Origin of the sequence: Enterobacter cloacae complex sp. P15RS, assembly GCF_014895905.1 — a bacterium.
GTDB classification, from domain to species: domain Bacteria; phylum Pseudomonadota; class Gammaproteobacteria; order Enterobacterales; family Enterobacteriaceae; genus Enterobacter; species Enterobacter quasihormaechei.
Genome location: NZ_JADBQL010000033.1, coordinates 15168 through 39183, shown reverse-complemented (window position 1 = coordinate 39183; position 24016 = coordinate 15168). Strand labels below are relative to the sequence as shown.

The 24016-nt window shown below is 57.9% G+C and carries 19 protein-coding genes and 1 pseudogene; 4 read left to right on the top strand and 16 right to left on the bottom strand.

The features are described from left to right. Positions 1 to 133: 133 nt before the first annotated feature. From IM267_RS18635 to IM267_RS18625, 3 genes are read right to left on the bottom strand one after another with little or no spacing between them, the layout of a single operon-like run. Positions 134 to 706: a fructose PTS transporter subunit IIA gene (locus IM267_RS18635; protein ID WP_193034034.1), complete on the bottom strand. Its 573-nt coding sequence runs from the start codon at positions 704 to 706 to the stop codon at positions 134 to 136. A gap of 1 nt (position 707) precedes the next feature. Further along, complete coding sequence (locus tag IM267_RS18630; protein ID WP_193034033.1) at positions 708 to 3305, bottom strand: glycoside hydrolase family 38 C-terminal domain-containing protein; 2598 nt, start codon at positions 3303 to 3305, stop codon at positions 708 to 710. 10 nt (positions 3306 to 3315) lie between these two features. Beyond that, positions 3316 to 4719 (bottom strand): PTS fructose transporter subunit IIC, encoded by a 1404-nt coding sequence (locus IM267_RS18625; protein ID WP_193034032.1) that lies wholly within the window; start codon positions 4717 to 4719, stop codon positions 3316 to 3318. A gap of 179 nt (positions 4720 to 4898) precedes the next feature. Between IM267_RS18625 and IM267_RS18620 the strand changes: the two genes are divergently transcribed. After that, positions 4899 to 5558: a MurR/RpiR family transcriptional regulator gene (locus IM267_RS18620; RefSeq protein WP_193034031.1), complete on the top strand. Its 660-nt coding sequence runs from the start codon at positions 4899 to 4901 to the stop codon at positions 5556 to 5558. A gap of 8 nt (positions 5559 to 5566) precedes the next feature. On the opposite strand, the gene IM267_RS18615 is transcribed toward IM267_RS18620, so the two are convergent. From IM267_RS18615 to treR, 4 genes are all read right to left on the bottom strand, one after another. Continuing rightward, on the bottom strand, positions 5567 to 6313 hold the full coding sequence (locus tag IM267_RS18615) for an oligogalacturonate-specific porin KdgM family protein (RefSeq protein WP_063450980.1): 747 nt from the start codon (positions 6311 to 6313) through the stop codon (positions 5567 to 5569). A gap of 134 nt (positions 6314 to 6447) precedes the next feature. After that, a complete protein-coding gene (gene treC / locus IM267_RS18610; RefSeq protein ID WP_193034030.1) occupies positions 6448 to 8103 on the bottom strand; it encodes an alpha,alpha-phosphotrehalase in 1656 nt (551 codons plus the stop codon). A gap of 51 nt (positions 8104 to 8154) precedes the next feature. Then, on the bottom strand, positions 8155 to 9573 hold the full coding sequence (gene treB / locus IM267_RS18605) for a PTS trehalose transporter subunit IIBC (protein ID WP_181574920.1): 1419 nt from the start codon (positions 9571 to 9573) through the stop codon (positions 8155 to 8157). A gap of 125 nt (positions 9574 to 9698) precedes the next feature. Continuing rightward, a complete protein-coding gene (treR, locus tag IM267_RS18600; RefSeq protein ID WP_063867230.1) occupies positions 9699 to 10646 on the bottom strand; it encodes a trehalose operon repressor TreR in 948 nt (315 codons plus the stop codon). Positions 10647 to 11033: 387 nt separating this feature from the next. Between treR and mgtA the strand changes: the two genes are divergently transcribed. Then, positions 11034 to 13742 (top strand): magnesium-translocating P-type ATPase, encoded by a 2709-nt coding sequence (gene mgtA, locus IM267_RS18595; protein WP_193034029.1) that lies wholly within the window; start codon positions 11034 to 11036, stop codon positions 13740 to 13742. Between the two features lie 178 nt (positions 13743 to 13920). Next, the gene (locus IM267_RS18590; protein WP_193034028.1) at positions 13921 to 16305 is read left to right on the top strand and encodes a beta-N-acetylhexosaminidase; all 2385 of its coding nucleotides are present in this window, start codon (positions 13921 to 13923) and stop codon (positions 16303 to 16305) included. 60 nt (positions 16306 to 16365) lie between these two features. On the opposite strand, the gene gbpA is transcribed toward IM267_RS18590, so the two are convergent. The 5 genes from gbpA to IM267_RS18565 all read right to left on the bottom strand — a co-directional run bounded on the left by gbpA (position 16366) and on the right by IM267_RS18565 (position 19961). Next, entirely contained in the window at positions 16366 to 17817 is a 1452-nt protein-coding gene (gene gbpA, locus IM267_RS18585; protein WP_193034027.1) for an N-acetylglucosamine-binding protein GbpA, read from the bottom strand. Positions 17818 to 17955: 138 nt separating this feature from the next. Then, the gene (gene ridA / locus IM267_RS18580) at positions 17956 to 18342 is read right to left on the bottom strand and encodes a 2-iminobutanoate/2-iminopropanoate deaminase (RefSeq protein WP_003863373.1); all 387 of its coding nucleotides are present in this window, start codon (positions 18340 to 18342) and stop codon (positions 17956 to 17958) included. Positions 18343 to 18415: 73 nt separating this feature from the next. Further along, the gene (gene pyrI / locus IM267_RS18575; protein ID WP_010427352.1) at positions 18416 to 18877 is read right to left on the bottom strand and encodes an aspartate carbamoyltransferase regulatory subunit; all 462 of its coding nucleotides are present in this window, start codon (positions 18875 to 18877) and stop codon (positions 18416 to 18418) included. Between the two features lie 12 nt (positions 18878 to 18889). Next, positions 18890 to 19822, bottom strand: coding sequence for an aspartate carbamoyltransferase (gene pyrB / locus IM267_RS18570; RefSeq protein ID WP_063867237.1), 933 nt, complete (start codon positions 19820 to 19822; stop codon positions 18890 to 18892). Positions 19823 to 19856: 34 nt separating this feature from the next. Beyond that, entirely contained in the window at positions 19857 to 19961 is a 105-nt protein-coding gene (locus IM267_RS18565; RefSeq protein WP_022646880.1) for a pyrBI operon leader peptide, read from the bottom strand. On the opposite strand from IM267_RS18565, the pseudogene IM267_RS18560 reads away from it, so the two are divergent. Next, positions 19941 to 20058: pseudogene (locus IM267_RS18560) on the top strand (hypothetical protein). The gene IM267_RS18565 and the pseudogene IM267_RS18560 sit on opposite strands and share 21 nt — an antisense overlap. A 3-nt stretch (positions 20059 to 20061) precedes the next feature. Here the strand turns inward: IM267_RS18560 and IM267_RS18555 are convergent. From IM267_RS18555 to IM267_RS18540, 4 genes are all read right to left on the bottom strand, one after another. After that, a complete protein-coding gene (locus IM267_RS18555) occupies positions 20062 to 20541 on the bottom strand; it encodes an arginine repressor (protein WP_028015317.1) in 480 nt (159 codons plus the stop codon). An 80-nt stretch (positions 20542 to 20621) separates the two neighbouring features. Further along, the gene (locus IM267_RS18550; protein WP_112792382.1) at positions 20622 to 22025 is read right to left on the bottom strand and encodes a YfcC family protein; all 1404 of its coding nucleotides are present in this window, start codon (positions 22023 to 22025) and stop codon (positions 20622 to 20624) included. Positions 22026 to 22072: 47 nt separating this feature from the next. After that, the gene (argF, locus tag IM267_RS18545; RefSeq protein WP_193034026.1) at positions 22073 to 23077 is read right to left on the bottom strand and encodes an ornithine carbamoyltransferase; all 1005 of its coding nucleotides are present in this window, start codon (positions 23075 to 23077) and stop codon (positions 22073 to 22075) included. Positions 23078 to 23102: 25 nt separating this feature from the next. Then, the gene (locus tag IM267_RS18540) at positions 23103 to 24014 is read right to left on the bottom strand and encodes a carbamate kinase (RefSeq protein ID WP_107534551.1); all 912 of its coding nucleotides are present in this window, start codon (positions 24012 to 24014) and stop codon (positions 23103 to 23105) included. Between the last annotated feature and the right edge of the window lie 2 nt (positions 24015 to 24016).

Genomic DNA, 24016 nt, shown 5'->3' with positions numbered 1-24016 from the left:
ATTCAGAACAAAGTAAAAAGACGAGAGTACAAACGGCGGGCGCTGGAGCAATTGTAAATACGTGCAGGAAAAATCTGATTAATTATTCAACAAAAACAAGCGCTCAGCACGGCGTGAGCTGAGCGCTTCACGGTTAACTCGCCCCGCAGATCCAGCTCAACCCTGCCTGTAAAAAGGCTGCGGTAGCGATACTGCCCAGCACCACGGGGATGAGAAAGGAGCGGTCAAGGCCATCGTCCTGTTCTGGCGGTTCTTCAGCATTCAGGACGGACAATGCCTCTTCCCGAGTGCGCGCCGCCAGAAGCTGCTCCCGCACCCGGTCTTCCGTTAGCAGGCTGGTGAGCGACGTCAGCAGCTGCATATGGGTACTGCCTGCTTCCGCTGGCGGAATGGCGAGCAGAAAGACCATTCTCACCGCTTCATCACCGTCCAGGCCCGGCCAGCTTATCGGGTCGTCAAAGAGCGCCAGACAAAACGCCGCCTGCTGCACCGTCTCGGCTTTTCCGTGAGGGACCGCGAGCGCCTCGCCCAGCGCGGTAGGGCCTTCACTTTCGCGTTGTAAAACGCTCTGGATAAATGCCGCTTCATCGTTAATGATTTTTTGCCTGGCAAGCGGCTCGGCCAGCCAGCGGATCAGCGCTTCAGGCGTACGGTGCGGCGGATTGATAAAAACCAGATCGGGGTGCGTCAATGCAAGCAAGTTCATATTAAGCCTCAATCAAAAAATCGCATGTCGCGGAAGGTGAAATCGCCGTTACCGGTTGCACGGGCTCTTCCAGATAGTTGATCTGACGAAGCCCCGCCAGACTTGTCGGGACGGGAACCGACTGTGTGCCGGCGTTAAACACCCGAACGACCGTGCCAGAGGCCTGCTGCGCATGGGGCAGGGCAGAGAGAATGAGCGGCTCCGGCAGGCTCAATAAGGAGAATTCTGCCGGAAGCCTGCGCTCGGGCAGACGCAACGAAAAGCGCTCAAGGCGGTGATCGAGCGTATGCAGCGTTTGCCGCTGATAGGTGAAAGGCTGTCCCGCAGCCTGGTTTTCCAGCTGGCGAAGCGTGAGATGGTCGGCGTTGTCGGCCAGCGCGACGGTAAATGAAAAGTGCAGCGGTTTCAGTAACTGGGCGTCGGGGGTTTCGACCACTGTATTATTGATGCCGGACGCCCGGCCCGGCCGCCATTCGAGATCGTTGCGCCCGAGCACGCCCGTGGATTTAAACAACGTCAGGGCAATGGCAGCCGGCGCGCTGCCGATTATCTGAAACTCCTTCATGCCGCGGCTATTCACCACCAGCGCTTTGCCCGCTTCCGCAACTGCAATGATTCCCTCGCTGGTTTCGATATCCACGGGCATTTCGCGATAGTGTTCTCGCCAGTTTTCTTCGTCATACCCCGTTTCGCGCTGGATTATCGCGAAGGGCTGCGAGGCGATAGCGTGCCGGGTGTGAATATCGCTGCCGATCAGTAAACGTAGCCGGTGATCGCAGTGGCTGTTTTCCAGCGAGCTGTCCACATACAGGTTCGGATCGTTTTCGCGTAATGTGCATTCAAGACGAAGGGATAACGGCGTTCGGGCAGTACCCTGGCGTCCGGCGAGATCCGGCGGGAGAAACAGGGTGGCTTCAACGATCAGCTTTTCGACAAGCGGCGTTTTCAGGCAGTCGACAAGCGTGAAATGGTCGCATCGCGTCGGCGTATCGCCCGCGAACGGTGAGAAATCGTAGCTGTCGCCCGCATCCGCACAGTTTTCAAGGGTAAAGAACGAGGGGATGCATCTGCCGCTGCGTTTGTCGTGCAGGGTCAGCGTTCCGTCGTCCAGCGTTAATCGATAATGCGCATTCTCTATCTCGCTGCCGGTTGTCTGTTCAGGCTGCCGGAAAGGCGCCGGGTCATCTTCAACGTTAATGCTGAGATAGCCGACCGGCGGCAGAACCGGTGTTTTCACAGCAACGTGCCAGCGATAATAAGGGGGAAGGGGCGTTTCACATTCGCCTTCGGCGTTAAGAGAGACTGCCGTTCCGCCTGGCAGAATGTCTCTTTTCAGGACGTCGAAGGGGATAGACTGCCCCTGATATCTCAGGGCGATATTTTCAGCCCGGCTATAGAGTGTGGTTATCACCACGCGTCGCGCTGGGGTGCCCAGCGGGTTGAAAATCAGCAGGTCGCCTTCCCGAGCGCAGGTGACGCTCAGGGTTTTTACCACCAGGTTCCACAGGCTGTGGCACAGCTGTTCGGTTTGCTCCAGCCGATGCAGAATGTCGCGGTTGGTGGTATCGCTATTACAGCCGCCGATGGAGTCATGGGCATGGCTTCGCAAAAGCTTCTTCCAGAGCGTATCGACCACCGAGAGGTTCACCGGGAGCCCCTGATGACGCGCCATGGCGATTGTCGGCTCCAGCTGCCGCAGGATGAACTGCTCAACATCATCATTTTTCTTTTTGATGTCGTAGCGCACGGAGCCGATCGTTTTATGGATGCGGGTATAGCGCGGCGATTTCAGCTCTCCTTCCCAGCGTTCAAACTGTTCACGCTGCGCGCGCAGAATGTCGACGTAGCGCTCCAGCGAACTGATAACGTACCGGTCTTCATTGGGGGAGCATGCGCTGGCGATCTGTAGAATTTTCGGCAGCGCCGGGTCGATACTGACCTGATCGCCGCCGCAGGGCAGCAGCAGGTCATTTATTCCGGCCCGCGAGCGCAGGAGATTGACCATCGGGAAGATTTTTCCCTGCAAATGACCCGCGTCTGAAGAGATGTTTTTAGCCGCGCCGTAACCGAATGCCATCGCGCAGGCGATAACGGTCGCACCTGACGGCGCCCGCCACAGGAACTGGCTGCTTTTCGCCTGTCTGTCGTGATCGATACCGCGCCAGAAGACGATGTTGTCGATATTGCAGCCCTGCAAAATCGTGGGCATTTGCGCATTGTGGCCGAAGGTGTCCGGAAGATACCCGACCTGCATGGCATGCCCCAGCTTACGGGCGGCGAAGATGCCGTACTTGAGATTGCGAATAATGGATTCGCCATGCACGTTGTAGGTGTCCGTCTGGGTATACCACGGCCCTACAAAGATCCTTTTTTCTTTGACCAGTTTTTCCAGCCTGGCGCGATAATCGGGATTGATGGCGAGAAAATCCTCCACTATCGCCATCTGCCCGTCAAGGTGGTAGCAGCTGTAAGCGGGGTCCTGCTCCAGCGTGTCGATGACGTCCGCAAAGTTATATGACGCCAGCACCATGCTGTCCTGACGGGTGAAATACCACTCCTGATCCCAGTGCGTATGGGCAATGACGTGGATCTGATTCATGACCTTCCCCTTAGCTGGCGTTCTTTGGGCTGACATAGAGCACGCCCAGAGCGCAAATCAGTGCGCCAGTAAAGACGCTCGCCAGGTAGCCCGCCACGTTGGTCGCCAGCGGCCAGCCCCAGATGGCTGGCAGCGGCAGCGTCTGCTTCACGCCAAGGGTGATGGCGACCAGCGCGCCGGCGACGGCACCGGCCATGAACACCGGGATCAGGCGTGGGTTTTTCAGGATGAACGGGATAGCGCCTTCCGAGATCCCAATCACGCCCAGCAATAACGAGGTGCTGCCAACGGTTTTCTCTTCCCGGCTAAAGACATCCGGTAGCCCAAAGCGGCCATTAAGAAAGGCGGCAAAGCCGACGCCAATGGAGGGGATGACGATGGAGAGTTCGCGGGCGGTTAAATCAAACGTCTCGCTCATGCCATTCAGGCCGAGCGCGACTGAACCCGCCGCCTTATTGACCGGGCCGCCCAGGTCGAACGCGGTGCCTGCGGCGATCATCGCGGAATAGAATCCGCGCCCGGTGTCACCTGCGGAGGTAAAAAAGACCACCATCAGCTGATTAAGCGAGCCGAAAATCGGGTTAATCAAATATTCCATGACCATCACCAGCGTTATGCCGGTGATCAGCGGGACGACCAGCATAGTTTTGATGGTGGTGAGCTGCTGGCGGACGTGAATGGAATCATTCAGCCAGCGCACCAGATAGCCGACGAAAAAGCCGATGCCAATCGCGCCGAAAAAGCCGGACGGCATAAAGCCTTCAATATCAAAGAAGCGTTTGTAGACCTCGTCTGACATGATGCCGCCGATAAGTCCGGGGATCAGCGCCGGTTTTCCGGCAATGGAAAATGCCAGGTACATGGCGAAAACCGGATACATGAACTTAATGGTCATAAAACCCACTTTATCCAGCACGCTGAACGGCGAATGGTCGATGTTGATAAACTGGCCGGTGATTTTGGCCGTCGCCATCATCAGCCCGCCCATGACCACAACCGGCAGCATATAGCTGATGGCCGCCATAATATGGCCGATAAAAATCTGGTAAGCCGAATGCTGGCGCTCGTCGTCGTCTGCTACGGAGGAGGCGGTGACGTTTTTTTCCATGGCCAGCGCCTGACGCAGATAGCGATCGGTATGCTTGATCAGCGCTTGTGTGCGGGTCTGAAGATGGGGAATGTTTTCAAAACGTTCGGCATCCTGAATGGGAACGTCGGTGGCCAGAATAATGGCCGTAGCGGAGGCGATATCCTGTTTTGTTAAGCGATTTTTTACGCCGTCGCTGCCCTGCGTTTCGACCTTAACCTCAATATTGTGCTCTTTAGCCCATGCAATAATTTTATTCGCCGCCATGAAGGTGTGTGCGATACCTGTCGGGCAGGCCGTCACCGCGACAACTTTTTGTTTCGTCATTGTCATAATTCCCTGGATGTGAAAACCGGGAAAGTATAAAGAGAACCTAAAACAGTTTTTAATGTTTGCTAATACTAATTACGTATCGTGATACGCGGCGCTGCATTATGTGAAGCGTCTTCCAGAGGCTATTTTTCTGTTATGTTAATATCATGCCGGGATTAAACAGGGTGTAATATATGAATTCATTTCAGGGAAGTGAACGTTTGATATTTGAATACATACAGTATCATGCGTCTAATATTTCTAATATATCGGCAAAAGAGATTGCCCGGGATACCTTTACAACGACAACATCCGTTAATCGAGTGTGTAAAAAAATGGGCTATAAAAGCTATACCGAGCTTCGGTATCGTTTTTTACGCGATCATTTTACCCCAGCGCCTGCCGCCCCCGACGCTGGGTCGCACACGGACGATATTGTGGCGGAGGTGTCCAGGCTGCTCACCCATTCCAGCCATATTTATCTGTACGCGCGCGGTGCTTCACTCACCAGCCTCAACTACCTGTCGCGTTTTTTATCCCTGGCGAGTCTGCCGCACCTCATTTTGAATGATATGCACCAGCTGACACGGGTATCGAAGGGGACGCTGGTACTGATCAGTAAATCCGGGGAGACGCAGTCGCTGATTGAAATGGCGCGTAACGCGCTACGAAAAGGGTTAAAGATTATTGCGATTACCCGCGAGGGGTCGACGCTGGCGGCGATCTCATCGCTATGCTGGCCGCTAGTGATCGACATCAACGCGGTATCGCTGTATCAGCGGGAAGGACAGCTTGAACTGTTAAGCGCCGTGGACCGTATCGGCTGTAGGTTGCTACAGCACGATACGGTGTAGTCAGGCCGTCAGAGTTGCTTCACTATCCCCAGACGTACGGCATAATCATTTTCATGGTTGCCGTCATTGTTGATATAGGTTTTATCCAGTGACACCAGCTCAACGTAAGGCGTCCAGCCGTCGTCAAGGCTGTAGTTGAACGCGACGGTATGCTCCCAGTAGGTGTCATCCCCGGTTCCCTGATCGACGTTATCCTGCCAGCGGAAGCGTGGGTTATAGGACATACCGAATTTGCCAATGTTATAGGCGAACCAAATGTCGAACTGGTGTGACTGACGGCGGGTATAGCCGCTGCCGTCGAGTTCTTTGTCGCTGTGCGCGTCATTGATGGTGTTATAACGATAGCGGGCAGAGAGGTTCAGACCGTTATCGAACGCTTTCCAGCCCTGAATGAAGGGGCGATAGTGAGTATTACTGGGGGTGAAAACCGTCACCATGCCAGGCGCAACGGCAAAGCCATTGCCCAGATTGAAGCGCCAGCGCGTTTCAATCTCCTGTGCCGCCTCCGTTAATCCTTTGTCATCGGGGTTATTTCGGTCGGTATCACCAAAAAAGGTATCGTTGTGGTTTTGTGCAGCTTCAACGGAAAAGTAAAAACCGTTATCCGCCTGATGCATAACCTTAATACGTGAATCATTTACGTCAGAGCGCGTATTATGGCCAAAGCGAAGGTCGACGGACGTATTTCCGCACCATCCCTGTGTGCTCAATAATAATGCGCTAATACACGTTACTTTAATAATTGTCTTTTTCATCATGTCCTGCCGAGGTTATTAATTAGCAGGGCTATTTTTATTTTTGGCACGCCATGATGTAAAAGCTATCGTCGTACATTTAGCGTATCGCTAAACATAAAAAAAGAGAGACAGCATGCTGTCCCTCCTGATATTTATTCCTGCACCCACCAGATGGCTTCAAACGGGCGCAGTTGCAGCGTATCGGGTCGGGAGGGAACCTCTTCATAGTTACTGAGCGCCACCCGCCATGCTCCCTCTACCGGGGCCGGCTGCCACTGCTGGCGCTCGCGGCTCAGGTTCGCCACCACCATCAGCGTTTGCCCCTGCCACTGGCGGCGATAGCACCACAGGGAAGGGTGATCAGGCAGGAGATCCTCATAATCCCCCCACGTCAGCACCGACAGAGATTTGCGCAGGCGAATCAGCGACTGATAGGTGTAAAACACCGAACCGGGGTCGTCCAGCGCCGCGCGGGCGTTCACCGTTTCGTAATTATCACAGACGCCAATCCACGGTTCGCCTGCGGTAAAGCCCGCGCCGTGCGAGGCATCCCACTGCATCGGCGTACGGCCATTATCCCGGGATTTACTCGCCAGAATCGCCAGGAGTTCATCGGTATCGCGGCCGTTAGCCCGCTGTTCGGCGAACATGTTCAGGCTCTCCACGTCCCGGTAGTCGGTGATGCGGCTGAAGTGCGGGTTGGTCATACCCAGCTCTTCACCCTGATAGATGTACGGCGTGCCCTGCATGCCGTGCAGCACCATGCCGAGCATTTTCGCCGCCGCCACGCGGTGTTCACCTTCGTCGCCAAAGCGCGACACGATGCGCGGCTGATCGTGGTTACACCAGAACAGCGCGTTCCACGCTTTGTTGTGCATTCCCTGCTGCCAGTGGTGGAAGAGGGTTTTCAGCGCCACGAAGTCCGGCTTCGCCAGCGTCCACTTTTCGCCGCCGGGATAGTCCACCTTCAGGTGGTGGAAGTTAAAGGTCATCGACAGCTCGCGCCCGTCGAGCGCCGCGTACTGCTGGCAGTTCTCCAGCGAGGTGGAGGACATCTCGCCTACCGTCATCAGGTTGCGCGGGGTAAAGACATCGCGGCTCATCTCCTGAAGATATTCGTGAATGCGCGGCCCGTCGGTGTAGAAGCGACGACCATCGCCGAAGGGATCGTCCGGGAAGGTCTGATCTTTCGAAATCAGGTTGATGACGTCGAGGCGCAAACCGTCCACGCCGCGATCGGCCCAGAACTCGCACACTTTTTTCAGCTCGGCACGCACCGCCGGGTTTTCCCAGTTGAGATCCGCCTGCTCCGGCGCGAAGAGATGCAGATAATACTGCTCGCTTTCGGCGTGCCAGCGCCAGGCGTTGCCGCCAAATTTCGAGCGCCAGTTGTTGGGAAGCACGTCCGGCGTGCCGTCGCGCCAGATGTAAAACTGGCGGTACGGACTCTCTTTGTTCAGCGATTCGCGGAACCAGGGGTGCTGCGTGGAGGTATGGTTAAAGACCATATCCAGCACGATGCGGATGCCGCGACCGTGCGCCTCGGCAACCAGCTCGTCAAAATCGTCCAGCGTGCCGTAGGTCGGGTCGATGGCGGTGTAGTTCGCCACGTCGTAACCGTTATCCACCTGCGGTGAGATGTAGAACGGCGTCAGCCAGATGGCGTCAATGCCGAGGGTTTTCAGGTAGTCCAGGCGCTGCGTCACGCCGCGCAGATCGCCCGTGCCGCTGCCGGTCGTGTCCTGGAAACTCTTTGGGTAAATCTGATAGATAACGCCGTTCTGCCACCAGTGAGGAAGGGTATTCATAGTGCGTTCCTGCAAATGCGAAGGGGCGCAATTGCGCCCCGAAAGATGAAGTTAAACAATCTGCAACGTGCCCTGACGGAACTTACGCTGGTAAACCACGGTGGTCAGCACCATTGGGATGATAATCGCCACCGCCATGGCCAGCGCAAATACCTGCCAGAAAGCGGGCTGAATGGAGAGGATACCCGGCAGGCCGCCGACGCCAATCCCGTTCGCCATCACGCTATTCAGGCCGCACAGCAGGCCCGCCAGACCAGAGCCGATCATCGCGCAGAGCATCGGGAAGCGGTACTTCAGGTTGATGCCGTACATCGCCGGTTCGGTGACGCCGAGGTAGGCGGAAATAGCCGCCGGAACGGAAATCTCACGCTCGTTGTGCTTACGGCTGACGATGATGATGCCGGTGACCGCAGACGCCTGCGCGATATTAGACAGGGCGATAATTGGCCAGACCGGCGTACCGCCGAGGCTTTGAATCATCTGCATATCGATGGCCAGCGTGGTCTGGTGCACGCCGGTGATAACCAGCGGAGCGTACAGGAAGCCGAACAGCGCGGCACCGATTGGCGCGAAGCTGCCGGTCATCAGGTGACGGACCGCGAAGGCCACGCCGTCGCCAATCATCCGGCCAAACGGACCGATAAAGGCATGCGCCAGGAACACCGCCAGGATCAGCGAGCAGACCGGGACCACCACCAGATAGAGGTAATCCGGCACGATGCGCTTCAGGCGCGTTTCAATGAAGCCCAGCGCCAGGCCCGCCAGCAAGGCCGGGATCACCTGCGCCTGATAGCCCACCTTGGCGATGGTAAACAGGCCAAAGTTCCACACTTCCGGCACCTGCTGACCAAGTAAGTAAGCGTTCATTAACTGTGGAGAGACCAGCGTAACGCCCAGCACGATGCCCAGAATCGGCGTGCCGCCCATCTTGCGCACCGCCGACCAGCAAATCCCGACCGGCAGATAGAAGAAGATCGCCTCGCCAATCAGCCACAGGAAGTCATAGATGCTTTGCAGCGCCGGGTACATCTGCGCCAGGGTTTTGCCGTCGCTCATCGGCACGTCGCCGATGACGTTACGGAAGCCCAGAATTAAGCCCCCGCTGATCAACGCCGGCAGCAGCGGGAAGAAGATCTCCGCGAAGTGGGAAATCAGCTGCTCGTGCCATTTCATATTCTGGCGCGCCGCCTTCTTCGCCTGCTCCTTATCGGCGGAAGCGTGCCCGGTAGTCGCCAGCAGAGCCTGATAGTAATCGCCCACTTCGGTACCAATCACCACCTGGAATTGCCCGGCGTTGGTGAAACAGCCTTTAACCATCTTGAGCTCTTCAATGGCCTTCGGATCGGCCTTGGCCGGATCGTTCAGCACGAAGCGCAGGCGGGTAATGCAGTGGCTGACGGTGGCGATGTTCTCGCGTCCGCCGACAAGAACGATAAGCCGATCGATATCTGCTTGTTTGACTTTACTCATCATGAAACCTCATGACCGGTTGATAGGGGTAATGACCTGAGCGCAAGCCTACTCTTTCAGCGTGACGGCGAAAATGGGAACGTTCCCGAAATCGGGCGGAGATCACAATAATCCATTCAAGAAGGTTATGAGAGGTGGGCAGGAATAACGATCTGACGTGGCTCTGCACGGCCGTTGATCTGCTCGATCAGCTGCGCGGCAGCCTGACGGCCAGACTCGCCGTAGCCGGGGTCAACGCTGATAATCTCAGGGTGTAAGAACTTCATCAGCGGCGTGTTTCCCACGCTCGCTAATTGCAGCTCCCCGATGCGCTGCTCCTGCAAATATTTGCTCGCGCCTAATGCAAGGGTATCCGTGGCGCACACCAGGGCGGTGGTGTGCGGGGTTAGCACGCTGGCGACCTGCTCATATCCCTGCTTCATGCCCAGCCCCGGCAGCGCGGCCACGGCAGGGAGATTGTTTTTTTTACAAAACGCCAGATACGCTTCATGGCGACGCTTGCCGGTGGTGACGTCGGCATGCGGCACGCCGAGATAGCTGATATGCCGATGGCCCTGTTCATACAGGCGCTGCATCAGGATCACTATCGCCCCTTCGTCATCGTAACAAACGGAGGCAAACCCGCTGGCGTCGCGCGCCAGCAGCACCAGCGACGGCTGCCAGGGCTTCAGCACATCCTCTTTCAGGCCGGTAAACCCGAACAGCACCACGCCGTCAATGTTGCGGCGCTGAAGCATACCCAGATGCTCCTCCACCATTTGCGCGGAGAACTGGCTCTCCATCATGATTGGATCGTAGCCCTGCTCGTAAAAGGCGGGAAGCATGGTTTGCACGGCGAGGTTTTCGGAGAGGGAATCCAGACGCGAGACAATAATGGCGACCACTTTATCGCTCTGCCCGCGCATGGCGCGCGCGGAGCGGGAAGGGGAAAAACCGTGCTGATTCATCACCGCCTCGACGCGCTCGCGGGTGCGCTCGCTGACACCGCTTTCGTTGTTCAGCACGCGTGAGACGGTCGATTTCCCCACGCCGCTTAAACGCGCGATATCTTTAATCGTAAGGCGGTTCTGCATGCTGTATTCCCTGTAACAACGATAAAATAGTCAATTGAGCCTAATGCTATCCTGCGAATTCGCTATGGGCAAAGTCTGGTTTACGTTTGGTTTATTTGCAGGGCGTTATAATACCGCCCGATTAGCCACAAACGGTATGGATAAATCTCTATACTGCGTGCCGACACTCTACTTTTTACTTACCGGAGGCCACATGGATCCCGATCCCGTACCTCTCCTGACCAGGAGAAAACCTTCTTTCCGGTAAGCCAGCCTTTTGCTGTCTCACCGGCGTGAGGCAGCAACGTTCATACGTTCCTGCTTGTTAAATTAAGTGCCTGACAGGTAAGGCTTTGCCACGCCTGCGGGAAAGACTGCGTCCGCCTTTGCGGATGCGGGGGAATGACTATGCTGAAAAATATCACCCGGCAGCTGTTTACGCAGCTAAGCCGCCATCTGCCACGCCGCCTGATTGCGCGCGATCCGCTGCCAAATGCCAACACCATGGCGGGAGCGGCGATTCCCGCTTCCCTGACCGAGCGCTGCCTGAACGTGGCGGCGATGGATGAAAACGAAGTCTGGCGCGCCTTTGGCGGCCACCCGGAAGGGCTGAACGCGCAAGAAGTGTTAAAAAGCCGCGCGGAACATGGCGACAACCAAATCCCGGCGCAGAAACCCTCTCCCTGGTGGGTCCACCTGTGGCTCTGCTATCGCAACCCGTTCAACCTGCTGCTGACGGTGCTCGGGATTATCTCTTACGCCACTGAAGATCTGTTTGCCGCAGGCGTGATCGCCCTGATGGTGGGCATCTCCACGCTGCTTAACTTTATTCAGGAAGCGCGCTCCACCAAAGCGGCAGACGCCCTGAAGGCGATGGTCAGCAACACCGCGACCGTCTCGCGCGTGATTAACGATCTCGGCGAAAACGCCTGGATTGAGCTGCCCATTGACCAGCTGGTGCCGGGCGATCTGGTGAAGCTGGCGGCGGGAGACATGATCCCGGCGGATTTACGCATCATCCAGGCGCGGGATCTGTTCGTCGCCCAGGCCTCACTGACCGGTGAATCCCTGCCCGTGGAGAAGGTCGCGCGGACCCGCGACCCGCAGCAGATGAACCCGCTCGAGTGCGACACCCTGTGCTTTATGGGCACCACGGTGGTCAGCGGCACGGCGCAGGCAATTGTCACCGCCACCGGCGGTAACACCTGGTTTGGGCAGCTGGCCGGGCGCGTCAGCGAGCAGGAGAGCGAGCCGAATGCGTTTCAGAAAGGCATTGGCCGCGTCAGCATGCTGCTGATCCGCTTTATGATGGTCATGACGCCGATTGTCCTGCTGATCAACGGCTACACCAAAGGCGACTGGTGGGAAGCGGCGCTGTTTGCGCTCTCCGTGGCCGTCGGCCTGACGCCGGAAATGCTGCCGATGATCGTTACCTCCACGCTGGCGCGCGGGGCGGTCAAACTCTCTAAACAAAAGGTCATCGTCAAACACCTCGACGCCATCCAGAACTTTGGCGCGATGGACATTCTCTGCACCGATAAAACCGGCACCCTGACCCAGGACAAAATTGTGCTGGAGAATCATACCGATATTGCCGGGAAGACCAGCGAGCGCGTGCTGTACAGCGCGTGGCTGAACAGCCATTACCAGACCGGGCTGAAAAACCTGCTCGACGTGGCGGTGCTGGAAGGCGTGGATGAAGAGTCTGCCCGCATGCTCTCTGGGCGCTGGCAGAAGGTGGACGAAATCCCGTTCGACTTTGAGCGTCGCCGCATGTCGGTAGTGGTCAGCGAGCAGCCGGACGTGCATCAGCTGATCTGCAAGGGGGCGTTGCAGGAGATCCTGAACGTTTCAACGCAGGTGCGCCATAACGGGGAGATCGTGCCGCTGGACGACACCATGCTGCGCCGCATCAAGCGCGTCACCGATAGCCTGAACCGTCAGGGGCTGCGTGTGGTGGCGGTGGCAAGCAAATTCCTGCCCGCGCGCGAGGGTGACTATCAGCGTATCGACGAATCCGACCTGATCCTCGAAGGTTACATCGCCTTCCTCGATCCGCCGAAAGAGACCACCGACCCCGCGCTGAAGGCACTGAAGGCGAGCGGTATTACCGTCAAAATCCTGACCGGCGACAGCGAGCTGGTGGCGGCCAAAGTGTGCTCCGAAGTGGGGCTGGACGCGGGCGACGTGGTGGTGGGGAGCGACATCGAAACGCTTTCTGACGACGAACTGGCGCAGCTTGCCCAGCGCACCACGCTGTTTGCCCGCCTGACGCCGATGCACAAAGAGCGCATCGTAACGCTGCTGCGTCGTGAAGGGCACGTGGTGGGCTTTATGGGCGACGGCATCAACGATGCGCCGGCGCTGCGTGCGGCGGATATCGGCATCTCCGTGGACGGCGCGGTGGATATTGCCCGCGAGGCGGCGGATATCATCCTGCTGGAAAAGAGCCTGATGGTGCTGGAGGAGGGCGTCATCGAAGGGCGTCGCACCTTCGCCAACATGCTCAAATACATCAAAATGACCGCCAGCTCCAACTTCGGTAACGTCTTCAGCGTGCTGGTGGCGAGCGCGTTTCTGCCGTTCCTGCCGATGCTGCCGCTGCACCTGCTGATCCAGAACCTGATGTACGATGTCTCGCAGGTGGCTATACCGTTTGATAACGTGGACGACGAGCAGATCCAGAAGCCGCAGCGCTGGAACCCCGCCGATCTGGGGCGCTTTATGCTGTTCTTTGGGCCGATCAGCTCCATCTTCGACATTCTGACCTTCTGCCTGATGTGGTTTGTGTTCCACGCCAACACGCCGGAACACCAGACGCTGTTCCAGTCCGGCTGGTTCGTGGTAGGGCTGCTGTCCCAGACGCTGATTGTGCACATGATCCGCACCCGCCGCATTCCGTTTATCCAGAGCCGTGCCGCGTGGCCGCTGATTGTGATGACGGGCATTGTGATGGCGCTCGGGATCGCGCTGCCGTTCTCGCCTCTTGCAGGTTACCTGCAACTTCAGGCGCTGCCGCTGAGCTACTTCCCGTGGCTGGTGGCGATCCTCGCGGGCTATATGGTGCTGACGCAGATGGTGAAAGGATTCTATGCGCGTCAATATGGGTGGCAGTAAGCTCATTTTGCCACAATCCAGACGTAGGCCGGGTAAGGCGAAGCCGCCACCCGGCATCTGGCTTTCCTCCCAAATTCAACAACCTGTGATCTCCGTCGGCGCATTCGCTTGACGACAATTTGTACGCATGTTAACAGAATGTTTTGCCTGTATTTGGCCCGTCAGATAAGGAACATTCATGTTACGGTACAGTCTTTTAACCGCCGGGCTTATGCTCGGCGCCTCCGCTTTTGCCGCGCCGGCGGGCGACCTTCCCCTGATGCCCTGGCCTGCGAAGGTTGAACGCCCGACGACGCAGGGCGCGCTGGTGCTTAACAATCAACTCTCCGTGAGCGTTAGCGGCGACGATCTGGGGGATGCGGTCAACCGCCTGCGCCAGCGCATTGCGCTGCAAACCGGCTGGACGCTACAGCCGCAGGCCGAAAAACCTGACAAGCCGACCATCCGCATCGCCATCGCTAAAAAGGTGAAGCCGCAGCCGCTGCCGGACAGCGATGAAAGCTATACCCTGAAGGTCGATGCCAACGGCGTGAACATCTCCGCCAACACCCGCTTTGGCGCATTGCGCGCAATGGAAACCCTGCTCCAGCTGATGCAGAACGGTGCCGAAAACACCTCGATTCCGTGGGTTACCATCGAAGATTCGCCGCGCTTCCCGTGGCGCGGGCTGCTGCTCGATTCGGCGCGCCATTTCATCCCGTTACCTGATATCAAACGCCAGATCGACGGTATGGCCGCGGCTAAGCTCAACGTTCTGCACTGGCATCTGACTGACGATCAGGGCTGGCGCTTTACCTCGAAGCGTTATCCAAAATTAACCCAGCTTGCCAGCGACGGGCTGTTTTACACCCCTGAGCAGATGCGCGAGATTGTGCGTTACGCTGCCGAACGTGGCATACGCGTGGTGCCGGAGATCGATATGCCGGGCCACGCCTCAGCGATTGCCGTCGCCTATCCGGAACTGATGAGCGCGCCGGGGCCGTACGCCATGGAGCGCCACTGGGGCGTGCTGAAGCCGGTGCTGGACCCCACCAAAGAGGCGACTTACACCTTTGCCGACGCGATGGTCAGCGAACTGGCGGCGATCTTCCCCGATCCGTATCTGCATATCGGCGGCGATGAAGTGGACGACAGCCAGTGGAAAGCGAACGCGGCGATCCAGCGATTTATGCGCGACAACAAACTGGCGGACAGCCACGCGTTGCAGGCGTATTTCAACCGCAAGCTGGAGACGATCCTCGAGAAGCACCACCGGCAGATGGTCGGCTGGGATGAGATCTACCATCCCGATCTGCCGAAAAGCATTCTGATCCAGTCCTGGCAGGGGCAGGACGCGCTGGGGCAGGTGGCGCAGAACGGCTATAAGGGCATTCTCTCAACCGGCTTCTACCTCGACCAGCCCCAGTCCACCGCCTATCACTACCGCAACGAAATCGTGCCGCAGGGGCTGAATGGCGTGGACGTGATAGCGGACACCGACAGCGTCCAGAGCTGGGCTTTCTCCATGCCGCGCCTGAAGGGCAAGCCGGTGGAAGGCAGCTTTACGCTGGTGAAAGGCGACGCCGGGTGGCGCGGATTCATTGATTTTGCCGGGAAATCGCGTCGGGCGGTGAATAACATTCAGTGGCGAGGCGACAACCAGGTGACGTTTACCGTTGACACCTGGATGGGTGAAACGCGCCCGGTCGTTTCAGTTGCGAACGATAAGCTCAGCGGTTATTTCCTGGTGGGCAACGCCCGCTACCCGATTGACGGAACGCGTCTGGACGAGGTGCCAAAAGGCATACCGCCCGTGGTGCCGGACCCGGCGAACGAGGCCAACCTGCTCGGCGGTGAAGCCGCACTGTGGGCGGAAAACGTGGTCGCGCCGGTGCTGGACATCCGCCTGTGGCCGCGCGCCTTTGCGGTGGCGGAGCGGCTGTGGTCGGCGAAGGACGTGAACGACGTCGACAACATGTATACCCGGCTACAGGCGATGGACAGCTGGTCCACGGTGTCGGTTGGGCTACAGCAGCATACCCAGCAGCAGGTACAGTTCACGCGGCTGGCAAATAATGCGGATACCTTGCCGCTGCAAATCCTCGCTCAGGCGCTCGAGCCGGCGCAGTATTACACCCGCCAGCATCTCAAGTTCCAGGCTGGAAACTATCATCAGTTCGAGCCGCTTAACCGGCTCGCGGACGCGCTAAACGCTGAAAGTGCTACCGTGCGTCAGATGAATAAATGGGCCGACCGTCTGGTCAGCGACGCGGAAGACACGGAAAGCGCCGAGGCGCTGCGCCACGTCTTTAACCGCTGGCAGAACAACACCAGCGACGTGCTGGCCTTGAGCGAAAACAGCTATCAGCTGAAGGCCATTAAGCCGGTGATTCAGGAGGTGGATAAGCTGGCCTCGATTGGCCTGAGGCTGACGGATCTGGTGGCGCGTCAGGGGACGCTGGACGACAAAGAGATCGCCTCGATCCAGAGTGAGCTGGACAGCGCGGCGAAGATTCAGGACGAAGTGGTGATTGCGGCGGTCTATCCGCTGGAGACGCTGCTACGCGCCACGCGGAATCAGTAACACACATGCCCGGTGGCGTGTAGGCCCGGCAAACGAAGTGCCGCCGGGCGTAAAGGCTACTCAGTTCTTCAGAACCCACGCCTCTTTCCAGTGTGCGCCAACGCCTGGCTCATACTGGTTTGCGGTTGGGCTGTACTGCACACAGTAGCCGCTGTACGGGAAAGGCTTACATTCGTAGGTCTTACCGTCTTTAGGCTGAAGTACCACGGTACCTGCCTTGTAAGACGCGATATTGTCCGGGAAGGTAAAGTCGTGGTGACCGGTGCTGTCCGCGGCTGCATCGCCTTCCAGCATCAGGTTCAGCACGTCCTGCGCGAACATCGTGCCGTCTTTATTGGTCGCGTAGTATTTCAGCATGTGGTGGCCGGCGGTCACGTCGGTCAGGGTCATGGTGACGTCCTGATTGCTGTTGTTCATGTCCTGCTTCAGGTAGCCTTTTTCCGCACCGTGGTGGTTCATCACGTGTGCTTCAAAATTCACGTCGCCCTGCGTATTCACGTGGAAGGTCACGGTCGCGTTGCCATGTTCGATTTTGCTGTATTGCAGATCGGTAACGGCGATGCTCTCACTCACCTGCGCTTTCTGCTCTTCATAAGAGATAGCAACGGACTGTAAGGTGCTGCCGTCTTTCACGAAGACGCTGTTAGCGCCGTGAACCGGGCTGATGTCACCGGCTTCATCCTTCACGCCGACGCGCACGTCGTGCTGCGCGGTGTTGATCTTCTGCGCCAGATCGTAGGACCACTGGTTAGCGTCGCCCTGCTCAGCAGAGCCGATGGTCATCTCGGTGCGCATGGCGGTCACTTCGCCGTGGGCGTCGAAGAAGCGTGCGATAACCTTATCGCCCACGTTCAGGTTATTACCGGCAATCTGGCCGCTCAGGGTTTTGCTCCACTCGGATACGATCGCCGGTGTTTCGTCCGGGGTCACGTTGCCGCCATTGCCGAAATCAACGTCGATAGCCTGATAGAAGCTGTTTGAAGTATCTGCAATTTCCCATACGCCGTAAATGACCTGATAGCCCGTGCGCTCAGGAACATTACAGGTCATGGATTTTGTTACGGCTGGCGCCTGGCTATTTCCGTTAATTGTACAGAACGGGGTTAATTCAAACTGATCGCGAGTGAGCGGCTTATTTGGGTCCCAGTTTTGTTTGGTAATGTAATAACGCCAGTTGGTGGTTTTGTGCGGTGCAGTATGGTGCCAGACAAATTCATGCGGGCCCGCGGTCATTGGGTTTTTAGTCCACGCATTCAGGCTCTGCTTATCCAGCTGAGAATATTGTGAGATACCCGCGCTGGCGAGGTGTCCGTCTGCTGGCTCTGCTCCGGTCGGGAAGCCGGAGGTTTTCTCTACGCTCTGCGGTTCATACTGTACGGAGCCGCAATCAATATTTTGACCCAGCTTACACATATAGGCGCGGCTGGCAGGAGATTCAATATATCCGTGGGCAAATGCGGAAGACGCAACGGTCAATGTTGCGAGCGCAAGTGCGATTTTTGAAATTTTCATTACTCATCCATAAAAAGAGAATATTACTAGGCGGGGGGATTCTAATAATGGGACAAGTAATATGTCATTTCGTACAGAGAGTAAAAATGGTCGCAATAATAAAGGCAGCGAGCGCTGCCTTTTATTTATTGAAATAAATTAGCGACGTACGGCGATCGCTTCAATTTCAATTTTCACGTCTTTTGGCAGACGCGCTACTTCCACGCAGGAGCGCGCCGGGAAGGTGGCGTTGTGCTCGGTGAAGAACGCTTCGTACGTGGCGTTAACGGTGGCGAAGTCGTTCAGATCTTTCACGAACACCGTCGTTTTGACGATATCGCCCACTTTCAGGCCCGCAGATTCAACGATAGCCTGCACGTTTTCCAGCGACTGACGCGCCTGCGCCGCCACGTCGGCCGGCACTTCACCGGTTTTCGGGTTTACCGGGATCTGGCCAGAGGTGATGATCATGCTGCCCAGATCAACGCCCTGAACGTATGGGCCGATAGCCGCTGGTGCATTTTCCGTCGCGAGTACTTTGCTCATTTTTTCTCCAGAATTACAGCGTTAAGAATGTTCCCGGCCATTATAACAGCCGGGATTTCATTACCAACCTCAATTAGTTGGCCAGCACCACATAATGGGAAAACTCTTTTTCGCAGTATTTGCATTTGAGCGCGATGTCATTGGCGCGCTTTTTCACTGCAAAGCTGGAGGAGACCGGCTCGGCGTGGCTGATGCAGTTGCTGTTCGGGCAGACCAGCACGCTTTCGATACGCTCCGGCAGGCTCGGGCGGGATTTGCCCACCACGTCGTAATCGTCGATGCGGTTAACCGTGGCGTCCGGCGCATACAGCGACAGCTGGTTGACCTGTTCGTCGGTCAGGAAGGTGTTTTCGATCTTGATCAGATCTTTACGGCCCATTTCGCCGGACGGCAGGTTCAGGCCGATGGTGATGCGCTGGTCGGTTTCGGTCAGTTTGAACAGCGTCAGCAGCTTAAAGCCCACCTGCGCAGGGATGTGGTCAATCACGGTGCCACGCTTGATGGCTTCAACCTGGAGTTTGTTATCGTGTGTCATGGTCGTCTCCCCTTACAGAGCTAATTCGCGATTCAGAACCAGTGCCAGTAACGCCTGGCGAGCGAAGATGCCGTTCCCGGCCTGCTGGAAGTACCAGGCGTGCGGCGTTTTATCCACGTCGGTGGCAATCTCATCGATGCGCGGCAGCGGGTGCAGCACCTTCATGTTGTCGCGCGCGCCGTCGAGGTCGCTGGCGCGCAGCACGAACTGCGCCTTCACGTTGGCGTATTCGGACGGATCCAGACGCTCTTTCTGCACGCGGGTCATATAGAGAATATCCACGTTGCCCACCACCTCTTCGATGCTGGCGTGCAGGCTCCACGCAATGCCTTTTTCGTCCAGCATGTCGAGGATGTACTGCGGCATCGCCAGCGCGTCCGGGGCGATGAAGAAGAAGCGGTTGCCGCTAAATTTCGCCAGCGCCTGGGTCAGGGAGTGGACGGTGCGACCGTACTTCAGGTCGCCGACCATGGCGATGTTCAGGTTCTCAAGCGTGCCCTGCGTCTCCTGAATGGTGAATAGGTCCAGCAGGGTCTGCGTCGGATGCTGGTTGGCGCCGTCACCGGCGTTCAGCACCGGAATGCCGCCGGAAAATTCGGTTGCCAGGCGCGCCGCACCCTCCTGCGGGTGGCGCATCACAATCGCGTCCACGTAGGTACTGATCACTGAAATGGTATCCGCCAGGGTTTCGCCTTTTTTGCCCAGTGACGTGTTGCTGCTGTCCGAGAAGCCCACCACGCTCGCGCCCAGGCGGTGCATGGAGGTTTCAAAGGAGAGGCGGGTACGCGTCGACGCTTCAAAGAAACAGCTCGCGATCACCTTGTGCTTCAGCAGCTCTGGCTGCGGATTGGCCTTCAGTTTTGCCGCGGTTTCCAGAACCAGTTCCAGCTCTTCGCGGCTGAGGTCGTTTATGGAAATGATGTGTTTTTGATAAAGCGGATTCATGTTTATCTCCTGACGCCGGGCAAAAAAAAGCCCCTCAAATGAGGGGCTCTGGGAATAGGTTTAGCAACGGGAAGAAAAACGGCAGGCCAGCGTCTGATTTCAGACGCGGTAAGACGTTATGTCGTACACGCTTGACCATGCTTCCTCCCGGCAAATTGTCGGGCATTATACGCAGCTCGTTTTTGGGATCAAGCGATTTAATGCACGCTTTACTCAATGCAAACGGTTCTTTATGAGTATTAATGCATTCTGAGTAAATAATTAATTTGCTTATGCACCAGCGCGGTACGCTTCACCACCCGGGGCGCGACCCAGACGATACTGCTTCCGGCTACCACGCCTAAAATTTCCGGTAACTGGTGATAATCCAGAATACGCGCCACCGCGCGGCCATATCCGGCGACGGTATGAATAAGGATAAATTCGCTATTGTGCTCCACGCTGACCACCATTTCGGAGACGGTGCGCGCGGCGTCGGGGGCAGGGCGCAGCTGGGGATTCAGCGAATAAATCTTTAGCCCTTTGGCATTGCGAATTTTTATGACGCCGAGCAGCTTGAGCAGACGTGAAACGGTGGACTGGCTGATGGTCTCAAAACCCCGCTCCTGCAAGTCGCGGCGGATCTCTTCCTGAGAGAGATAGCTCTTTTCCGCGATCAGACGCTGGCAGACCGTTAGCTGTAGTTGCTCTTTGGGAGAGTACTCTTCGTAATCCATCATAGTTCCCATATCAGTTCCCGAAATAACCGGTGGCACCGCACCGATCCGTAGGCCGGATGAGCGCAGCGCCATCCGGCAAATCACAACAACGCGCCCAGGCTTAACGCCACCATAATCACCACCGTCAAAATCCCCAGCAGCGGCGCGACCCATTTCAGATAGCGCACGTAGGGCACGCGGGCGATAGCCAGCCCGCCCATCACGACGGCAGAGGTGGGGGTGACAAGGTTAACGAGGCCGGACGCCGACTGGTAAGCCGTAACCACCAGGTCGCGGTTGACGTTAGCGAAATCGGCAAGGGGCGCCATGATCGGCATCGTCAGAACGGCCAGGCCGGACGAAGAAGGCACAAGAAACGACAGCACCACCTCCAGCCAGTACATCACGTTAATGAACGCCACCGTCGATAATCCGGTAACCATCCCCTCGGCGCTGTGCAAAATGGTGTGGGTAATCATGCCCTTATCCATGATCACTACGATACCGCGCGCGATGCCGATAATCAGCGCGACGCCCAGCAAATCTCGCGCACCGTTGATAAAGGTTGAGGTCAGCTCCTCTTCGCTCATGCGGGCGATAAGCCCAACGATGATGGCGCTGGCGAGGAACACCGCCGAGATCTCCGCCATCCACCAGCCCCGCACCGCCACGCCGTAGATCATCACCGCGAAGGCGAGGGCGAAGATCGCCAGGATGAGTTTGCGCACCGGGGTAAATTCCAGCGACTGCTCGCCCTTGTTGCCGAGGAAGTGGGCGCGGTTTTCTTCCTGTTTATCCGCCACGATCGACAGCGACGGATCTTTGCGCACCTTGCGGGCATAACGCATCACCCACGCCACGCAGATGATCCAGCCGATGACCAGCAGCGCGATGCGCAGCATGATCCCGTTGGTGAACGGGATCCCGGCGGCGTTGGCGGCGATCACCGTCGCGAACGGGTTAATGGTGGAGCCGAGCGTGCCGATCCCCGCGCCGAGCAGCACGGTAGAAGCCGCAACCACCGGATCGAACCGCGCCGCCAGCATCACCGGCACCAGTAAGGTATAGAAGGGCAGCGACTCTTCGGCCATGCCGTAAATGGTGCCGCCTGCGGCAAACAGCGCCATCAGGATCGGGATCATCCACTCTTCGCGCCCGCGCAGCTTAGTGGTGACGCGCTCGATCCCGGCGTCAATCGCTCCGGTTTTGGTGACGATCCCGAGAAATCCCCCGATGATCAGAATAAACAGCGCGACGTCGATCGCCCCGGCCTGGCCGGATTCCGGATCGTACAGCCCGGCTATCGGGGCCATCAGCACCGACACCAGTCCCTGCGGGTGCGATGCCACGTGCGCATAGGTGCCGGCAACCGGCACCTCTTTGCCGAGCGCCTCGTTCATCGCCATGTGGTACTGCCCGGCCGGAACAATCCACGTCAGCACGGCAACCACGGCAATCAGAAAAAAGAGAATGGTGTAAGCGGAGGGAAACTTGAACTTGCCCATGATGTTCTCCTGAAACCCGGCGCACCCCGCGGCGCGCCGGGCGGTGATTAGTCGCCGAGTGTTGCCACCATGACCGCTTTAATGGTGTGCATGCGGTTCTCTGCTTCGTCAAAGACGATGGAGTTCGGTGATTCAAAGACCTCTTCCGTCACTTCCAGCCCCTTCAGGCCGTACGCCACCTCGATTTCGCGGCCCACTTTGGTGTGCTCGTTGTGGAACGCGGGTAGGCAGTGCATGAACTTGACGTTCGGGTTGCCGGTGGCCTTCATGACGTCCGCGTTGATTTGATACGGCTTCATCAGGCTGACGCGCTCGGCCCACGCCTCCTTCGGTTCGCCCATGGAGACCCACACGTCGGTGTAGAGGAAATCGGTGCCGTGCACGCCTTCTTCCACGTCGTCGGTGAGGGTGATGCGCGCGCCCGTCTCTTTGGCGATGGCGCGGCACTGCTCAACCAGGCCCATCTCCGGCCAGAAGGATTTGGGCGCCACAAGACGGATATCCATCCCCATCTTGGCCGCGCCGACCATCAGGGAGTTGCCCATGTTGTTCCGCGCGTCGCCCAGGTAGGCAAAGCTCAGCTCCGGCAGGGTTTTACCCGGGGAGTGCTCCAGCATGGTCATCAGATCTGCGAGGATTTGCGTTGGGTGGAACTCGTCCGTCAGGCCGTTCCACACCGGCACGCCCGCGTACTCGCCCAGCTCCTCGACGATGGCCTGGCCGTAGCCGCGGTACTCGATGCCGTCATACATGCGGCCCAGCACGCGGGCGGTGTCTTTCATCGACTCTTTGTGACCGATCTGCGACCCGCTTGGGCCGAGGTAGGTGACCTGCGCGCCCTGGTCAAACGCGCCCACTTCGAAGGCGCAGCGGGTGCGGGTGGAGGTTTTTTCAAAGATCAGGGCGATGTTTTTTCCGACCAGCGTCTGCTTTTCGCGCCCGGCTTTTTTGGCCGCCTTCAGCTCGATGGCGAGGTCGATCAGGTACTGAATTTCCGCCGGGGTGTAGTCCAGCAGTTTAAGAAAGTTGCGGTTTTTCAGGTTGATGGTCATGGGTAAATCCTTTTTAAATGAGTGCTCAGTTACGAATCAGCGTGCCTTTCTCGCCCGCCAGGATCTCCGCGCCGTCGGCCAGCGCGCCGATCCCGGCAATCCCGCCGCAGGCCTCAACAAATTCGCGGCAGGCGGCGACCTTCGGCCCCATCGATCCGGCGTCGAACGTCATGTCTTTAAGCAGTTCCGGCGTCACCTGCGCCAGCGGGCGCTGGGTCGGCTTGCCCCAGTCGAGGTACACCGCGTCGGCATCGGTGAGGATCAGCAGGGCATCGGCCTCGATCTGGCGCGCCAGCAGGGCGGCGGAGAGGTCTTTGTCGATCACCGCCTCAACGCCGCGATAGCCGTTGGCGTTTTCCACTACCGGCACGCCTCCGCCGCCGTTGCAGATCACCAGGTGGTCACGCTGGATCAGCGCCGTAATGGCGTCGCTCTCGACGATGCGCTTCGGCTGTGGAGAGGGCACCACGCGGCGGAAATAGGCGCCGTCGGCCCTGAACGTCCAGCCTTTTTCTGCGGCCAGCGCTTTCGCCTGCGCTTCGCTGTACACCGGGCCGATGTATTTGGTCGGGTTGCTGAAGGCCGGGTCGGCGGCGTCCACCTCCACCTGGGTGAGCAGGACGCTCACCTCACGCTGCGGCAGATTGTTTTTCAGCGCCTGCTGGAGCATGTAGCCGATCATCCCCTGGCTTTCCGCGCCGAGAACGTCCAGCGGGTAGGGCGTCACTTTGTCGTAGGCGCTGTTCTGCAATGCCAGCAGCCCGACCTGCGGCCCGTTGCCGTGCACCAGCACCACGCGCCACTGTTCTGTTAATCCGGCGATGGTGCGGGCGGCCTGCTCGATGTTCTGACGCTGAATATCCGCTTCCAGCGGCTCGCCGCGCTTGAGCAGCGCGTTGCCGCCCAGGGCCACAACCAGAGTGGGTTTTCGTTCCATGA

Excerpts from the sequence above, each read along its gene's own strand:
- IM267_RS18635 (WP_193034034.1), bottom strand. The coding sequence starts at position 706 with ATGAACTTGCTTGCATTGACGCACCCCGATCTGGTTTTTATCAATCCG.
- IM267_RS18630 (WP_193034033.1), bottom strand. The coding sequence starts at position 3,305 with ATGAATCAGATCCACGTCATTGCCCATACGCACTGGGATCAGGAGTGG.
- IM267_RS18625 (WP_193034032.1), bottom strand. The coding sequence starts at position 4,719 with ATGACGAAACAAAAAGTTGTCGCGGTGACGGCCTGCCCGACAGGTATC.
- IM267_RS18620 (WP_193034031.1), top strand. The coding sequence starts at position 4,899 with ATGAATTCATTTCAGGGAAGTGAACGTTTGATATTTGAATACATACAG.
- IM267_RS18615 (WP_063450980.1), bottom strand. The coding sequence starts at position 6,313 with ATGAAAAAGACAATTATTAAAGTAACGTGTATTAGCGCATTATTATTG.
- treC (WP_193034030.1), bottom strand. The coding sequence starts at position 8,103 with ATGAATACCCTTCCTCACTGGTGGCAGAACGGCGTTATCTATCAGATT.
- treB (WP_181574920.1), bottom strand. The coding sequence starts at position 9,573 with ATGAGTAAAGTCAAACAAGCAGATATCGATCGGCTTATCGTTCTTGTC.
- treR (WP_063867230.1), bottom strand. The coding sequence starts at position 10,646 with ATGCAGAACCGCCTTACGATTAAAGATATCGCGCGTTTAAGCGGCGTG.
- mgtA (WP_193034029.1), top strand. The coding sequence starts at position 11,034 with ATGCTGAAAAATATCACCCGGCAGCTGTTTACGCAGCTAAGCCGCCAT.
- IM267_RS18590 (WP_193034028.1), top strand. The coding sequence starts at position 13,921 with ATGTTACGGTACAGTCTTTTAACCGCCGGGCTTATGCTCGGCGCCTCC.
- gbpA (WP_193034027.1), bottom strand. The coding sequence starts at position 17,817 with ATGAAAATTTCAAAAATCGCACTTGCGCTCGCAACATTGACCGTTGCG.
- ridA (WP_003863373.1), bottom strand. The coding sequence starts at position 18,342 with ATGAGCAAAGTACTCGCGACGGAAAATGCACCAGCGGCTATCGGCCCA.
- pyrI (WP_010427352.1), bottom strand. The coding sequence starts at position 18,877 with ATGACACACGATAACAAACTCCAGGTTGAAGCCATCAAGCGTGGCACC.
- pyrB (WP_063867237.1), bottom strand. The coding sequence starts at position 19,822 with ATGAATCCGCTTTATCAAAAACACATCATTTCCATAAACGACCTCAGC.
- IM267_RS18565 (WP_022646880.1), bottom strand. The coding sequence starts at position 19,961 with ATGGTCAAGCGTGTACGACATAACGTCTTACCGCGTCTGAAATCAGAC.
- IM267_RS18555 (WP_028015317.1), bottom strand. The coding sequence starts at position 20,541 with ATGATGGATTACGAAGAGTACTCTCCCAAAGAGCAACTACAGCTAACG.
- IM267_RS18550 (WP_112792382.1), bottom strand. The coding sequence starts at position 22,025 with ATGGGCAAGTTCAAGTTTCCCTCCGCTTACACCATTCTCTTTTTTCTG.
- argF (WP_193034026.1), bottom strand. The coding sequence starts at position 23,077 with ATGACCATCAACCTGAAAAACCGCAACTTTCTTAAACTGCTGGACTAC.
- IM267_RS18540 (WP_107534551.1), bottom strand. The coding sequence starts at position 24,014 with ATGGAACGAAAACCCACTCTGGTTGTGGCCCTGGGCGGCAACGCGCTG.